13 protein-coding genes are annotated in these 12,669 nt (G+C 73.9%); 4 read left to right on the top strand and 9 right to left on the bottom strand.

Annotation, left to right across the window (positions count from 1 at the left end; translation table 11 throughout):
- Nucleotides 1–56: 56 nt before the first annotated feature.
- Genes H0H10_RS38265 through H0H10_RS38255 form a run of 3 tightly spaced genes read right to left on the bottom strand, consistent with a single transcriptional unit; the run spans nucleotide 57 to nucleotide 3,813 of the window.
- Complete coding sequence (locus H0H10_RS38265) at nucleotides 57–1,559, bottom strand: MFS transporter (RefSeq protein WP_188185830.1); 1,503 nt, start codon at nucleotides 1,557–1,559, stop codon at nucleotides 57–59.
- A gap of 55 nt (nucleotides 1,560–1,614) precedes the next feature.
- Nucleotides 1,615–2,595 carry a zinc-binding dehydrogenase gene (locus tag H0H10_RS38260; protein WP_188185829.1) on the bottom strand — a complete coding sequence of 327 codons (981 nt, stop codon included), beginning with the start codon at nucleotides 2,593–2,595 and terminating at the stop codon, nucleotides 1,615–1,617.
- Between the two features lie 57 nt (nucleotides 2,596–2,652).
- On the bottom strand, nucleotides 2,653–3,813 hold the full coding sequence (locus tag H0H10_RS38255) for an NAD(P)-binding protein (RefSeq protein WP_188185828.1): 1,161 nt from the start codon (nucleotides 3,811–3,813) through the stop codon (nucleotides 2,653–2,655).
- 170 nt (nucleotides 3,814–3,983) lie between these two features.
- Here H0H10_RS38255 and H0H10_RS38250 point away from each other — a divergent pair, with 170 nt between their 5' ends.
- Nucleotides 3,984–4,673 (top strand): pentapeptide repeat-containing protein, encoded by a 690-nt coding sequence (locus H0H10_RS38250; protein ID WP_188185827.1) that lies wholly within the window; start codon nucleotides 3,984–3,986, stop codon nucleotides 4,671–4,673.
- 15 nt (nucleotides 4,674–4,688) lie between these two features.
- Here the strand turns inward: H0H10_RS38250 and H0H10_RS38245 are convergent, their stop codons facing one another.
- The 3 genes from H0H10_RS38245 to H0H10_RS38235 form a co-directional block, all read right to left on the bottom strand.
- Nucleotides 4,689–5,189: a hypothetical protein gene (locus H0H10_RS38245; RefSeq protein WP_188185826.1), complete on the bottom strand. Its 501-nt coding sequence runs from the start codon at nucleotides 5,187–5,189 to the stop codon at nucleotides 4,689–4,691.
- A gap of 219 nt (nucleotides 5,190–5,408) precedes the next feature.
- On the bottom strand, nucleotides 5,409–6,812 hold the full coding sequence (locus H0H10_RS38240) for a M1 family metallopeptidase (RefSeq protein WP_188185825.1): 1,404 nt from the start codon (nucleotides 6,810–6,812) through the stop codon (nucleotides 5,409–5,411).
- A gap of 65 nt (nucleotides 6,813–6,877) precedes the next feature.
- The gene (locus tag H0H10_RS38235; RefSeq protein WP_188185824.1) at nucleotides 6,878–7,438 is read right to left on the bottom strand and encodes a GlcG/HbpS family heme-binding protein; all 561 of its coding nucleotides are present in this window, start codon (nucleotides 7,436–7,438) and stop codon (nucleotides 6,878–6,880) included.
- A gap of 250 nt (nucleotides 7,439–7,688) precedes the next feature.
- On the opposite strand from H0H10_RS38235, the gene H0H10_RS38230 reads away from it, so the two are divergent.
- Both H0H10_RS38230 and H0H10_RS38225 read left to right on the top strand, forming a co-directional pair.
- A complete protein-coding gene (locus tag H0H10_RS38230; protein ID WP_188185823.1) occupies nucleotides 7,689–8,882 on the top strand; it encodes a sensor histidine kinase in 1,194 nt (397 codons plus the stop codon).
- Nucleotides 8,879–9,517 carry a response regulator gene (locus H0H10_RS38225; RefSeq protein ID WP_188185822.1) on the top strand — a complete coding sequence of 213 codons (639 nt, stop codon included), beginning with the start codon at nucleotides 8,879–8,881 and terminating at the stop codon, nucleotides 9,515–9,517. Before H0H10_RS38230 ends, H0H10_RS38225 begins: the two co-directional genes overlap by 4 nt.
- A gap of 37 nt (nucleotides 9,518–9,554) precedes the next feature.
- On the opposite strand, the gene H0H10_RS38220 is transcribed toward H0H10_RS38225, so the two are convergent.
- On the bottom strand, nucleotides 9,555–10,511 hold the full coding sequence (locus H0H10_RS38220; protein WP_188185821.1) for a GNAT family N-acetyltransferase: 957 nt from the start codon (nucleotides 10,509–10,511) through the stop codon (nucleotides 9,555–9,557).
- A gap of 198 nt (nucleotides 10,512–10,709) precedes the next feature.
- Entirely contained in the window at nucleotides 10,710–11,285 is a 576-nt protein-coding gene (locus H0H10_RS38215; RefSeq protein WP_188185820.1) for a TerD family protein, read from the bottom strand.
- 146 nt (nucleotides 11,286–11,431) lie between these two features.
- Here H0H10_RS38215 and arfB point away from each other — a divergent pair, with 146 nt between their 5' ends.
- Nucleotides 11,432–11,869: an alternative ribosome rescue aminoacyl-tRNA hydrolase ArfB gene (arfB, locus tag H0H10_RS38210; protein ID WP_188185819.1), complete on the top strand. Its 438-nt coding sequence runs from the start codon at nucleotides 11,432–11,434 to the stop codon at nucleotides 11,867–11,869.
- 67 nt (nucleotides 11,870–11,936) lie between these two features.
- Here arfB and H0H10_RS38205 read toward each other — a convergent pair whose 3' ends face one another.
- A complete protein-coding gene (locus H0H10_RS38205) occupies nucleotides 11,937–12,536 on the bottom strand; it encodes a flavin reductase family protein (RefSeq protein WP_188185818.1) in 600 nt (199 codons plus the stop codon).
- Between the last annotated feature and the right edge of the window lie 133 nt (nucleotides 12,537–12,669).

Genomic DNA, 12,669 nt, shown 5'->3' with positions numbered 1-12,669 from the left:
GGCGTCGTCACGTGCAAGGGAGGGGCCCCGTCTCGGCGGGGCCCCTCCGATTCCCCCTAGGCCACCGCTTCCGGCACCCGTTCGTCGGTCGGGGTGTCGGGTTTGGGGGCCCTGGCCGTCACCATCAGGCCCGCGACCAGGCCCGCCAGCAGCATGATGCCGGCGGCCAGCCAGATGGCGACCGTGTAGCCGTGGACCATCCCCTCCCGGACGACCGCCTCGCGCCGGGACGGGTCGGTGAGGTGGGCCGTGATGTAGGAGGCGCTGCTGGTGGTGGCGACCGTGTTGAGCAGCGCCGTGCCGATCGAGCCGCCCACCTGCTGCGAGGTGTTGACCGTCGCGGAGGTCACGCCGGCGTCCCACGGGGCGACGCCGGCCGTGGCGGTGGAGAAGACCGGCATGAAGGTCAGGCCCATGCCGAGGCCCATCAGGATCAGGGCGGGCAGGATCTCGGTGGCGTAGGCCGAGTGCACGGTCATCCGGGTGAGGACCACCATGCCGGCACAGGCGAGGAGCATGCCGGGGACCATCAGCATGCGCGGACCCACGCGGTGCAGCAGCCGGGCCGAGATCTGGGTGGAGCCGACGAGGATCGAGACGGTCAGCGGCAGGAAGGCCAGGCCGGTCTTCACGGGGGAGTAGCCGAGGGCGACCTGGAGGTAGTAGGTCATGAACAGGAACATGCCGAACATGCCCATGACGGCGAGCATCATGGTCAGGAAGCAGCCGGCGCGGTTGCGGTCGCGGATGATGTGCAGCGGCAGCAGGGGCACCGGCGCCCGGGTCTGCCACCACACGAAGACCAGGAGCAGGACGATCCCGGCGGCGAACAGCGCGAGCACGTACGGGTCGGTCCAGCCGCGCGGCTCGGCCTCGCTGAAGCCGTGGACGAGTGCGACCAGGCCGCCGCAGCCCAGCAGGACACCGGGGACGTCGAGGCGGGCGCCGGGGCGGCGGGGGCGGTCCTGCAGCAGGACGAGCGCGCCGATCACGGCGGCGACGGCGATGGGGATGTTGACGTACAGGCACCAGCGCCAGTTGAGGTACTCGGTGAGCGCGCCGCCGACGATGAAGCCGACGGCGGCGCCGCTGCCGGCGAGCGTGCCGTAGATGCCGAATGCCTTTCCGCGCTCCCGGGAGTCGGTGAACGTGGTCGTCAGCAGCGACAGCGCGGAGGGCGCGAGGACGGCGGCGAAGACGCCCTGGAGGGCGCGGGCGCCGAAGAGCATGCCCGGACCGGTCGCGGCCCCGCCGATCGCGGAGGCGGCGGCGAAGCCGACGAGTCCGACGACGAAGGTCCGCTTGCGGCCCACGAGGTCGGCGACCCGTCCGCCCAGCAGGAGCAGTCCGCCGAAGGCGAGGGTGTAGGCGGTGATCACCCACTGGCGGTTGCCGTCGGACATGCCCAGGTCGCGCTGCGCCGAGGGAAGCGCGATGTTCACGATGGTCGCGTCGAGGACGACCATCAGCTGGGCCAGGGCGATCACCATCAGTCCCCACCAGCGGCGGGGATCGGCGTCCGCGGCGGCGGCTCCTTCACCAGTCCGAGCGGCACTCATCTGGCCAGAAGACCATGAATCGGGGCGTATCGCATCTTCACCCGCGTCCCACTGGTTACGGCTCCAGCACCACCTTGCCGGTCGTGCCCCGCGTCTCCAGCGCCCGGTGCGCGGCGGCCGCCTCGGCGAGCGGGAAGCGCTGGACGGCGGGCCTGAGCCGGCCCTCGGCGGCCGCGGCGAGGGCGCGCAGTTCGAGGGTGCGTACGGGGTTGGGACCGCCGGCCTTCTCCATCATCACCGGCCCGAGCACCTGCTCGGAGACCCCCTCGACGAGGTGGGGGCTGCCGTCGTGCAGGCCCTCGCCCGACCAGCCGAAGACGAGGTGCCTGCCGCCGGGGCCGAGCAGGGCGACGGCCTCGCGGGCCACGTCCCCGCCGACGCCGTCGAAGACGACGGTGGCGGTCCGCCCGCCGAGGTGCGCGCGGACCTCGGCCGGCCAGCCGGGGTTCGTGTAGTCGACGGCGAGGTCGGCGCCGTTCGCCGCGACGCGGGCCGTCTTCGCGGGGCCGCCGGCCAGACCGATCACGGTGGCGCCGGCGTTCTTGGCGTACTGCACCAGCAGGGTGCCGATGCCGCCCGCGGCGGCCGGGACCACGGCCACCGCGTCCGGGCCCAGCTCGGCGAACTGCACGATCCCCATCGTCGTACGACCCGTGCCGATCATGGCGACGGCCTCGGCGAAGTCCAGACCGCCGGGGATCTCGTGCAGCCGGGCGGTGTCGGTGACGGCGAGTTCGGCGTAGCCCCCGGGAACGAAACCGAGGTGGGCGACCACGCGCCGGCCGAGCCACTCGTCCGCGACCCCCTCGCCGAGGACGTCCACGACGCCCGCGACCTCGCGGCCGGGGATCGTGGGCAGGGCGGGCAGCTCGGGCGCCGGGCCCCGGACGCCCGCGCGCAGGGCGGTGTCCACCAGATGCACGCCCGCGGCGCGGACGGCGACGCGGACCTGGCCCGGCCCCGGCTTCGGGTCCTCCACCTCTTCGAGGGTGAGGTTCTCGGCCGGGCCGAAGGAGTGCAGACGGATGGCGCGCATGGCGGTCCCCCCAGTGGACGTCGGTGCTCTTGGCCTGACCGCACCCACTCAACGACCTCAAGCCCGCTTGAGGTCAAGTTCCCGCCGCCCGAGCGCCAGGGACACCGCCGTCAGGGCGCTGTTGAAGGAGACCTCCGACAGCAGCCCGGGCGCGGCGACCTGGTCCCCGGCGAGGTAGACGCCGTCGCCGCGGTCGACGGCGGGCCGGTCGCGCCAGGTGGTGCCGGGCGGGTCGACGGCGCCTGTACGGCCGTTCGCCACGGACTCGCGCCGCCAGGTGACGCGCTCGCGCCAGCCGGGGAACCCGAGGTCGAGCAGTTGTTCGGCACGGGCGGTGCCGTCGGCCTTCGACTCGTCCGGGGCCAGGGGGATCTGGCCCTGGATCAGCTGCTCGCCCGCCGGTGCCAGGGTGCGGTCCTGCGCGGTGAACCGCTCGATCCAGCCCGGCGCGTCCAGATCGGAGATCGCGAAGGCGTCGCCGCGCCGGGTCCGCACCGCGAGGTCGACCAGGGTGGTGCGCCCGCTCGGCCAGGTCAGCGCGGGGTCGAGCAGCAGCTTCCGGGCGGCGTCCAGCGAGGTGGCGACGACCACGGGGGTGTCGGTCGGAAGGGCGTCGACCCGGGAGAGGGTCTCCACCCGCACCCCGAGGTTCCAGGCCCGCGCGGCCATCCGGTCGATGAGCCCGCCCCAGCCCCCGCGCGGGTAGTGCGCCTCGGGCGGCAGCTTGGCGGCCCGGCGCAGGCGTTCCTGCACGAAGGCCGCGGACAGGGAGCCGGGGTCGTGGTGGAAGAGGGCCACCGCGCAGTAGTGGGCCGCGGCGCGGGCGCCCTCCTCGCCCGCGATGCCGGTCGCCCAGGTCAGGAAGTCGGTGTCCACGGGGGCCTGCCCGACACTTCGGCGCAGCAGCTTCAGCATGGCGAAGGGCGGTGTGCGGCGCAGCGCGCCCCGGTGCCGCAGCCGCAGCCGCGCCCCCTCCAGCGGGGGAAGGGGCGCGAGCGGTCCGATCAGCCCGCGCTGCTTGAGCCAGGTCCAGTGCGGGCCGCCGTTGTAGAGGGCGTGCGGGCCCTCGTTGGTGCGGTACGGGCCCTCGGCGGTCCGGGCCCGTCCGCCGAGGGTGTGGTGGGCTTCGTGGACGGTGACCTTGGCGCCCGCCTCGGCTGCGGTGATGGCCGCGGTCAGTCCGGCGAAGCCGCCGCCGATGACGGTGATGCGTTGCATGGCTGGGGTCTCCCTCGTGTCGGCGTCGCCTCACGTGTTCCGTTGGCACTGGTGCCTGTGCCTCTGGGGAGTACGACGACCCTGGGCCCCGGAATGTGACATCGGGCCCGCGCCGCACGGCGTCTGCGCGGGCCGGAGGGATTGTCGGTGGTGGGGTGCAGCATGGGGGCATGGCGAGAAGAGCGGCGGGCGGCGGGGGTACGGCGGTGAAGGCGGCACGGCGCCCCGAGGTGCGGCTGCCGTCCCTGGAGCCGTACGGCGGCGGGGAACTGGAGCCCGACGGGGACTATGACGGGCTGGAGTTCCGGGGGACGGACTTCGCCGGGCAGGACGCCGCGGGCGCCCGCTTCATGGACTGCGCGCTGACGGCGTGCGCGCTGGACGAGACCTCCCTGCGGCGGGTCCGGCTGCTCGACTCCGTCCTCACCGGCCTGCGGGGCGTCGGCACGGACCTGGCCGAGGCCACCCTGCGCGATGTCGAGCTGGTCGACGCCCGCCTCGGCGGCACCCAGTTGCACGGCGCGGCGCTGGAGCGGGTGCTGATCCGCGGCGGCAAGATCGACTACCTGAACCTGCGGCGGGCCCGGCTCAAGGACGTCGTCTTCGAGGGCTGCGTCCTGGTCGAGCCCGACTTCGGGGGTGCCCGCCTGGAGCGGGTCGCGTTCGTGGACTGTGCCGTGAAGGAGGCGGACTTCAGCGCGGCGGCCTGCACGGACGTCGACCTGCGCGGCGCCGCCCCGCTGGAGATCGCCCGCGGGGTCGACCGCCTGGCGGGGGCAGTGATCAGCCCGGCCCAGCTGCTGGACCTGGCGCCCGTGCTGGCCGCGGAGCTGGGTGTGCGCGTGCTGGCGGAGCAGTAGGGGCCGGGAGAGGCCTCAGGGCAGCCGGGGGAAGCGGGCCTGCAGGGTCCAGATCGCCGGATTCTCCGCGAGGTCCTCGTGCATGTCCGTGAGATCGGCGATCAGGTCGTGCAGGAAGTCCCTGGCCTCCCGGCGCAGTTCGGCGTGGGAGAAGGACAGCGGCGGCTCCGACGGCGGCAGCCACTCCGCCTCGATGTCGACCCAGCCGAAGCGGCGCTCGAAGAGCAGCCGGTCGGTGGACTCGGTGAAGTCCAGCTCCGCCCGCTGCGGCCGGGACGCCCGGGACCCCGCCGGGTCCCGGTCGATCCGCTCCACGATGTCGCACAGCGCCCAGGCGAAGTCGAGCACCGGCACCCATCCCCAGGCTGTGGACACCTCCCGGTCCGCCTCGGTGTCGGCGAGGTACACGTCCCCGCAGAACAGGTCGTGCCGCAGGGCATGGACGTCCGCGCGGCGGTAGTCGGTCTGCGGGGGGTCGGGGAAGCGGTTGGAGAGGGCGTAGCCGATGTCGAGCACGGGGGTGATGGTGTCATGGTCCGCGCGGACCGGGCCGGGGGCGTCGCCGTCACACGGTGCCGACGGGCCGAGGGTGTCCCCGTCACACGGTGCGGACCGGGGCGGGGGCATCCCCGTCAACACGGTGCGGACCGGGCGGGGGCATCCCCGTCAACACGGTGCGGACCGGGGCGGGGGCATCCCCGTCAACACGGTGTGGACCGGGCGGGGACGCCTCCGTCACGGCCGGTCCGGACGGCCCTCCCCGTACAGCCAGTCCTCCCAGATCACCGAGAAGTCCTCGTCCGGCGCGGTCCTCTCCACGTACGCGGTGAAGTCCTCCGTGTCCGCGTTGCCGTGCCGGTGCGCGGACGCCCAGCCCCGCATCAGCGTACGGAAGCCGTCGTCACCGACCGTCCGCCGGATCTTGTGCAGGACCATCGCGCCGCGCTGGTAGACCGGGCTCGCGGAGATGTGCGCCGCGTCGGGCGGGTCCGCGGGCGGGAACGCCCAGACCGAGTCGTTCGCGTCCTCGCCGTCGTAGTAGTGCCCGGCGTACAGCGCGTCGAAGGTCTCCTGCGCGGTGTCGCCCCCGTGGTCCTCCTGCCACAGCCACTCCGCGTAGGTGGCGAAGCCCTCGTTGAGCCACATGTCCCGCCAGGTCTTCGGGCTGACGGAGTTGCCGTACCACTGGTGGGCGAGTTCATGGACGAGGAGGACGGTGTCGGGGGCGCCGGCGAAGACGGGCCGGTTCTGCGTCTCCAGGGCGTAGTCGGCGTCCTCCGGCCGGTCGACGATCGCTCCGGACGAAGAGAAGGGGTAGGGGCCGAAGTGCTCCTGAGCCCAGGTCAGGACCTCGGCGATCGTGTCCGGCAGCTTCCGGCTCGCCTGCGCCTGTCCGGGATCGACGGCCGTGTACACCGGGAGCCCGTCCCGGGTGGCGGAGCGGTGGACGTCCCAGTCGCCGATCGCGACGGTGGCGAGGTAGCTCGCCATGGGCTCGGTGGTGCGCCAGGTGTACGTCGTCCGGCCCCGGGCGGTCCGCTCGCCGGCCGGTTCGCCGTTGGAGACGGCCCCGAGGCCCTGTGGCACGGTCACCGCCAGGTCGTAGGTCGCCTTGTCGGACGGGTGGTGGTTGCCCGGGAACCAGGCCATCGACCCGGTGGGCTGGCCGAGCGCGAGCGCCCCGTCGGCCGTCCGCAGCCAGCCCTCCTCGGAGCCGTCGGGGTCGGTGATCGTCACCGGGGTGCCGGAGTAGCGCACGGCCACCCGGAACGTCCGGCCGTCGTGGAGCTCGACGGGCGGGCGGACGGTCAGTTCCTGGCCGGCGCGGTTGAAGCGGGCGCCGTGGCCCTCGACGGTGACCTTCTCGACGTCCAGGCCCTTGAGGTCCAGGTTGAACGCCGACAGGTCCTGGGTGGCCCGGGCGGTGATGGTCGCGGTACCGCTCAGCTGGTGGGTGCCGGGGTCGTAGGCGAGGTCCAGGGCGTAGTGGCCGACGTCGTAGCCGCCGTTGCCCGCCTTGGGGAAGTACGGGTCGCGCGCTCCGGAGCCGCCGGGGGTGCCATGCACACCGCCGCCGCACGCCACGAGGGAGGCGACGGCGGCGGCGGTCACCACGGCGAGCGGACGGGGGATGCGCACGCCGTGATCCTATGGGGCGTTTCACGTGAAACACCCGTCGGCAGGGGGCGGCCAGCAGGGGGTGGCTAGTCGGCCAGCGCCGCCGCGCCCGCCCGCGCGAACTTCTCGTCCAGGTCGCCGGAGGGGGCACCCGCGACGCCGATGCCGGCGATCGGAGCGTTCTGGGCGGTGACCGGGACACCGCCGCCCAGGAACAGCGTGCCCGGGATGTCCTTCAGGTTCGGGGCGTTCTCCAGGCGCTTGGCCAGCTCGGAGGTCGGGGCGTTCCAGGAGACCGCGGTGAACGCCTTCTTCACGGCCGACTCGTACGACTGCGGGCCGGCACCGTCGCCGCGCATGGTGAGGATCGTGTTGCCGTTGCGGTCGACCACGGCGACCGAGATCCGCTGGTTCTCCTTCGCGGCGGCCTTCAGCGTGGCCCTCGCCGCCTCGGTGGCGGCGTCGATCGTCAGGTGCGTGGAGGTGGTGGTGTCGTCGCGGTCGACGGAGGCGGCCCGGGCGGCGGCCGGAGCGGCCTCGGGGGCGGCGGCGTTCGCGGACACCGTGCCGAAGGTGCCGGCGGCGACGGCGGCGATGACCGCGCTGCCGGTGACGATGCGGGCGCGCCGGGAGAGGATCTTCTTCATGCTGGTCTGCTCCTTGGAGTCGGCCGGGCGGCCACTGCGGTCCGGCTGCCCGTCTGCACTCCAGCCTCCGTCCGTCACCCCGGGCGGACCGTCGGTGTTCCGGATGCCGATCGGCCGCGGAACGGGCGACGGGCGGGTCATCCGATCGGCTGACCCGCCCGCCGCCCCGAGCGGTCACAATGGGGGTGTTTGCGCAGTTCAGCGCGGTTGGATGGCGCCTTGGGCGACACTGGGAAGGGAGGCGGTCCGCATGCCGAGACCATACGACCCGGACAGCCGGTGGCTGGGTGCCGTCATGCACGTGGCTTTCTTCCTGCTGCTCGGTGGTGCCCTCGCCCGCTTCCTTCTGCGCCACCCCGGTGAGCCCCGCACCCCGTGGATCATCGCCCTGTCCCTCGCCCTCGCGGCACTGCACCTGCTCGGGCCGGTCCTGAGCGGCCCCGGGGCGCGGTCTGCCCGGCGGCGGCTGGCCTGGCTCGGGCTGGTCGTGGTGGTGTGGATGGTGCTGGTCGTCCTCGCGCCCAGCTTCTCCTGGTGCGCGGTGCCGCTCTTCTACACCGGCCTGCGCACCCTGACGGCGCGGGCCTCGCTGGTCCTGGTCGCGGTGCTGACGCTGTTCGTCGTCGCCGCACAGATCCGCCTCGCCGGGCGCTTCGATCCGAACCTGCTGCTCGCGCCGCCCGCCGTCGCCGCCATCGCCACGGCCGTGTTCCTGCAGACCGAGCGGCAGGCGGCCCGGCAGCGGGCACTGATCGACGACCTGATCCGCACCCGCCGCGAACTCGCGGCGTCCGAGCGGCGCGAGGGCACCCTCGCCGAGCGCCAGCGGCTGTCCATGGAGATCCACGACACCCTCGCCCAGGGCCTGTCCAGCCAGCGGATGCTGCTCCAGGCGGCCGAGCGGGTGTGGGAGTCCGACCCCGGCAAGGCCCGCACCCACGTCCGGGGCGCGGCCTCCGTCGCCGAGCACAACCTCGCCGAGGCCCGGCGCTTCGTGCACGACCTGGCCCCCGCCGACCTCGCCCGCGGCGGTGGCCTGGACACGGCACTGCGCGCCCTGGCCGCACGGGAGTCCGGCGACCACCTCACCGTCCGCGTCCAGGTCGACGACGGCGGGCGGGCACCGCTGCTGCCGGACCGCGTCCAGTCGGCGCTGCTGCGCATCGCCCAGGGGGCCCTGGCCAACGTCCGCGAACACGCGGGCGCGACCACCGCCGCGCTCAGCCTCACCCTCCTGGACGACCAGGTCGTCCTGGACGTCAGCGACGACGGACACGGCTTCGATCCGGCCGTCCTCGCCGACACCCCTGCCGGACTGCGCGGCCACGGCCTGCCCGCCATGCGCGCCCGGCTGCGACAGCTCGGCGGCACCCTGACCGTCGAGTCCGCCCCCGGCGAGGGCACCGTCCTGTCCGCCGCCGTCCCCCTGGAGAGTCCCCGATGACCGCTCCCGACCCCGTGCGCATCCTGGTCTGCGACGACCACATCGTCGTACGGGCCGGCCTGCTGGCCCTGCTCGACAGCGCCCCCGGCATCGAGGTGGTCGGCGAGGCGGGCACCGGCGAGGAGGCGCTGGCGCTCGCCGCGAAGCTCACGCCGGACGTGGTGCTGATGGACCTCCAGCTCGGCGAGGGCATCGACGGTGTGGAGACCACCCGCCGCCTCACGGCCGCCCCCGGCACGACCCCGCACGTCCTGGTCCTCACCACCTACGACACCGACGCCGACATCACCCGCGCCATCGAGGCGGGCGCGACCGGCTACCTCCTCAAGGCCGAGCGCCCTGAGGAGCTGTTCGCCGCGATCCACGCCGCCGCCCAGGGCCGTACGGCGCTGTCCGGGCCGGTCGCCAGCCGGGTCATGGCCAACATGCGCAGTCCGCGGCCCTCCCTCACCGACCGCGAGCGGGACATCCTGGCCCAGCTCGCCCGCGGCCTCGGCAACCGGGAGATCGCCCGGGCCCTGTTCATCAGCGAGGCCACGGTGAAGACCCATCTGCGCCGCATCTACGACAAGCTGGGCGTCGACACCCGCGCGGGCGCGGTCGCCGTGGCGAAGGAGCAGCGCCTGCTGCCGTGACGGCACCGGCCGGGGTGCCCGGCGGCTGCCGGTCCGCTCAGTCGTCGAACTCGTCGAACTCGTCGAGCAGGCGGGCCAGTTCCGGCGGCCACAGGGGCTCGGGTGCCTCGGCGAGTTCCTCGCGGCTCCACCACCGCCAGGTGAGGATGCCGTCCGCGGCATGCGCGGCGGCGAGCCGGGCACCGGTCGGCTCGCGGTGCGGACCGTGGGCGAGGTAGACGTGCTCGTGCTGGCGGACGGGGCCGACGCTCAGGTGCGTGAAGTCGTGTTCCCAGGTGCACAGCAGGGGCCCCGGCTCCAGGTCCGTCCAGCCGGTCTCCTCGCGCAGTTCGCGCAGGGCGCCCTCGCGGGGGCTCTCGTCCGCCTCCAGGCCGCCGCCGGGCGGCGCCCAGTGCACGCCGACCTCGGCGTTGTCGTACCGGAAGAGGAAGACCGCGCCCTCGGGGTCGCTTACGACGACGCGGGCGGCGCGGCGCGGGGTGCGCAGCGGCTTGCGCAGCACCGCGCAGGGGCGGCCGCGTCGCAGGTCGGGGCGGCGGTCGACGGTCTCGTAGCCGAGGGCCGTCCAGAAGGCGAGTCCACCGGTGTTGCCGTCGAGGACGGCGAGGCGCACGGCGGTGCGGCCCGCGGCGCGGAAGCGGTCCTCCACCAGGGACGCGAGCCGCCTGCCGTATCCCCGCCGGCGCAGGCCCCCGTCCACCATCAGCAGCCCGATCCACGGGTCCGGGTCGGCCGGGTCGGGGTGGTGGCCGAGGGTGACGGCGACCCCCACCAGCCGGCCCGCGTCCCTGGCGAGCAGCACCTCGGCGCCGGGTTCCGCCAACTCCTCGGCCAGCGCCGCCGCCACCTGCTCCGGACGGATGTCGTCCGGGTCGGGGAAGTCGCCGCCGAGGGCGTGGAAGGCGCGGTTCGAGGCGTGGAGGGCGGTGAGTTCGGTGAGCAGCGGGCCCGGGATGTCGCGGTCGGGGGTGACGCGGAGCGGGGTGAGGATCACGCGGGCACGGTACCGCGGGGGCGCACGGCCTTTCCGGCGTTCCCGCCGGGCGGATCGGACCCCCGGAGTAACGCAGGGCGGACCGGACCCCGGGCGTTACACGGGGCAGACCGGACCCTCGCGCCTTCCGGTCGTGAAGACGCCGGAGCCCCGGCCCCCACGGGCCGGGGCTCCGGCGCTGTGCCGGGGTGCCGTCCGTCAGACGTTCACGCCGAAGTCCTGGGCGATGCCGACCAGGCCCGAGGCGTAGCCCTGGCCGACGGCGCGGAACTTCCACTCCGCGCCGTTGCGGTACAGCTCGCCGAAGACCATGGCGGTCTCGGTCGCCGCGTCCTCCGACAGGTCGTAGCGGGCGATCTCGGCGCCGCCGGCCTGGTTGATGATGCGGATGTAGGCGTTGCGGACCTGGCCGAAGTTCTGCGAGCGGTTCTCGGCGTCGTAGATCGAGACCGGGAAGACGACCTTGTCGACGTCGGCCGGGAGGGCGGCGAGGTTGACGTTGATCGCCTCGTCGTCGCCGGCGCCCTCACCCGTGCGGTTGTCGCCCGTGTGGACGATCGTGTTGTCCGGGGTCTGCTTGTTGTTGAAGAAGACGAAGTGGGCGTCCGAGTAGACCTTGCCCTGCGGGTTGACCGCGATGGCGGACGCGTCGAGGTCGAAGTCGGTGCCGGTGGTGGTGCGGACGTCCCAGCCGAGGCCCACGGTGACGGCGGTCAGGCCCGGAGCCTCCTTGGTGAGCGAGACGTTGCCACCCTTGGACAGGCTTACAGCCATTGTTGGGAGTCCCTTCCCTCGTTTACGTACGGCAAGAAAGTTACAGCTACCCCCATGAACGACGAGAGGGGTACGCAAGGTTCCTGGTCTCTTTACTTTCTTTACCCGGGATATTCGGGTGACGCGGGCCGGGCGCGGGCGGGAACATGGACGGCATGTCCGGACCCCATGTCGTCAGAGGCTCCGTCTCCCTCCCGGAGGCCGAGCTCATGTGGCGTTTCTCGCGGTCGTCGGGGCCCGGCGGACAGCACGTCAACACCACGGACACGGCGGTGGAGCTCCGCTTCGACCTGGCGCGGACCGAGGCGCTGCCCGAGGTGTGGAAGCGGCGGGCGCTGGAGCGGCTGGCCGGCCGGCTGACCGACGGAGTGGTCACCGTGCGCGCCTCCGAGCACCGGTCCCAGTGGCGCAACCGCGAGGCCGCCGCCGTACGTCTCGCGGCCCTGCTCGCCGAGGCCACCGCGCCCCCGCCCAAGCCCCGCAGACCGACGCGCATCCCGCGCGGCATCAACGAACGCCGGCTGCGGGAGAAGAAGCAGCGCTCGGAGACCAAGCGCGGACGCTCCCCGAAGAACTGGTCCTGAGCAGCGGCGCCGCCGGCCCGCGGCCCGGCCCGTGACGCCCGCTGCCGGCCGCCGCCCGGGCCGCGGCTCAGCCCAGCTGCCGGTACCGCCCCCGGAAGTACGCCAGCGGCCTCCCGTCCGCGCTCGGCACCCGGGCGGCGAGCACCCGGCCGATCACCAGCGTGTGGTCGCCGGAGGGCACGCGCTGCTCGGTCCGGCACTCCAGGGTCGCGAGGGCCCCGCCCACCAGCGGCGCGCCGGTCGCCTCGCCCCGCGTGTAGGGGATGTCCTCGAAGAGCAGCCGGTCGCTGACGCGGCCCTTCATCGCGAAGCGGCCGGCGATGTGGCGCTGGCTCTCGGACAGGACGGAGACCGCCCACAGCGGCTGTTCGGTGAGCAGGTCGTCCATCCGGGAGCCCTCGCGCAGGCTGACCAGCACCAGCGGCGGGTCGAGGGACACCGACACGAACGCCGTGGCCGTCATCCCGACGTCCTCGCCGCGCGGGGCGTGCGGGTCGTCGGGGTCGAGCGGCGGCTCCTGCGCGGTCACCAGGACCACGCCCGAGGCCAGCCGGGACATGGCGGCGCGGAACTCGTCGTTGCTCACCCCCTCAGCATGCCCGGCGGCCGGTGACGGCAACGTCGGGGCGGGGACGGCGGCGAGGGTGGGGGAGGGTGTGTTCGGCACGTCGTCACGCTAATCGCCGCCCCGGGCGCCCCGCATCGGGCCCCGGTCCGAGGCGGGACCTAGGACCACCGGCGGAGTCGCGTGCACACCTAAGACATTTGCGTTCAGTAAACGCACGGGAAAATCGCAGAAA

It is taken from the genome of Streptomyces griseicoloratus (assembly GCF_014534645.1).
Classification (GTDB): Bacteria; Actinomycetota; Actinomycetes; order Streptomycetales; family Streptomycetaceae; genus Streptomyces; species Streptomyces griseicoloratus.
The sequence above is the reverse complement of the archived record's forward strand: the minus strand, read 5'-3'. Positions and strand labels throughout refer to the sequence as shown.

What these genes read in the sequence shown, in the direction of transcription:
- H0H10_RS38265 (WP_188185830.1), bottom strand. Translation starts at nt 1,559, where the DNA reads ATGAGTGCCGCTCGGACTGGTGAAGGAGCCGCCGCCGCGGACGCCGAT.
- H0H10_RS38260 (WP_188185829.1), bottom strand. Translation starts at nt 2,595, where the DNA reads ATGCGCGCCATCCGTCTGCACTCCTTCGGCCCGGCCGAGAACCTCACC.
- H0H10_RS38255 (WP_188185828.1), bottom strand. Translation starts at nt 3,813, where the DNA reads ATGCAACGCATCACCGTCATCGGCGGCGGCTTCGCCGGACTGACCGCG.
- H0H10_RS38250 (WP_188185827.1), top strand. Translation starts at nt 3,984, where the DNA reads ATGGCGAGAAGAGCGGCGGGCGGCGGGGGTACGGCGGTGAAGGCGGCA.
- H0H10_RS38235 (WP_188185824.1), bottom strand. Translation starts at nt 7,438, where the DNA reads ATGAAGAAGATCCTCTCCCGGCGCGCCCGCATCGTCACCGGCAGCGCG.
- H0H10_RS38230 (WP_188185823.1), top strand. Translation starts at nt 7,689, where the DNA reads ATGCCGAGACCATACGACCCGGACAGCCGGTGGCTGGGTGCCGTCATG.
- H0H10_RS38225 (WP_188185822.1), top strand. Translation starts at nt 8,879, where the DNA reads ATGACCGCTCCCGACCCCGTGCGCATCCTGGTCTGCGACGACCACATC.
- H0H10_RS38215 (WP_188185820.1), bottom strand. Translation starts at nt 11,285, where the DNA reads ATGGCTGTAAGCCTGTCCAAGGGTGGCAACGTCTCGCTCACCAAGGAG.
- arfB (WP_188185819.1), top strand. Translation starts at nt 11,432, where the DNA reads ATGGACGGCATGTCCGGACCCCATGTCGTCAGAGGCTCCGTCTCCCTC.